Source organism: Elizabethkingia argenteiflava (assembly GCF_009904105.1).
GTDB classification, from domain to species: Bacteria; Bacteroidota; Bacteroidia; order Flavobacteriales; family Weeksellaceae; genus Elizabethkingia; species Elizabethkingia argenteiflava.
The window spans coordinates 1-487 of record NZ_JAAABJ010000009.1 but is presented as its reverse complement, the minus strand read 5'-3'; the positions used below and the strand labels follow the sequence as shown (position 1 = coordinate 487).

Genomic DNA, 487 nt, shown 5'->3' with positions numbered 1-487 from the left:
GTCTTTAAGGAAAACCTATATTATACCTCTGCTGAGCGTTTGGTAAAAGTTTTTCCCAGCGCTTTTAAGTCCCGATATAATCCTTGTGATTACCTTAGAAATCCCACTAAACTGGCGAATCTGGTGTATGATGACCGCCTGTTTAAAAAAGGCCTGGGCAATCTCTAAGATGGCGACGGAGCCAGATATTTCGGTAGGGGAGCCATCCAATTAACAGGGAGGATTAACTATACTCAATTAGCCCAAGCCACTGGTATCGATGTGGTAAGCCAACCCGAGATATTGGAACACTTGCCTTATAAATTTAGTTCTGCTCTCTATTACTGGAAAAAAAACAAGCTATCCGCTAAGCCCTCACTCCTAGCCACCAGACAGGTGATCACCGGCAATTACAGCCAGAACCCTTTTGGATACAAAGAATTTAAGCAATGGTATGAAAAACTGAAAAATTAGAAGATAAATCATTACAAAAAGAGCGCTCCCCCAT

Annotated in this window: 1 pseudogene; it reads left to right on the top strand. The window is 41.9% G+C overall.

Features of this window, described 5'->3' with window-relative positions:
- Positions 1-189: 189 nt before the first annotated feature.
- Positions 190-453, top strand: a pseudogene (locus tag GNY06_RS14940) (glycoside hydrolase family 19 protein); the annotation flags it as partial.
- Positions 454-487: the final 34 nt, after the last annotated feature.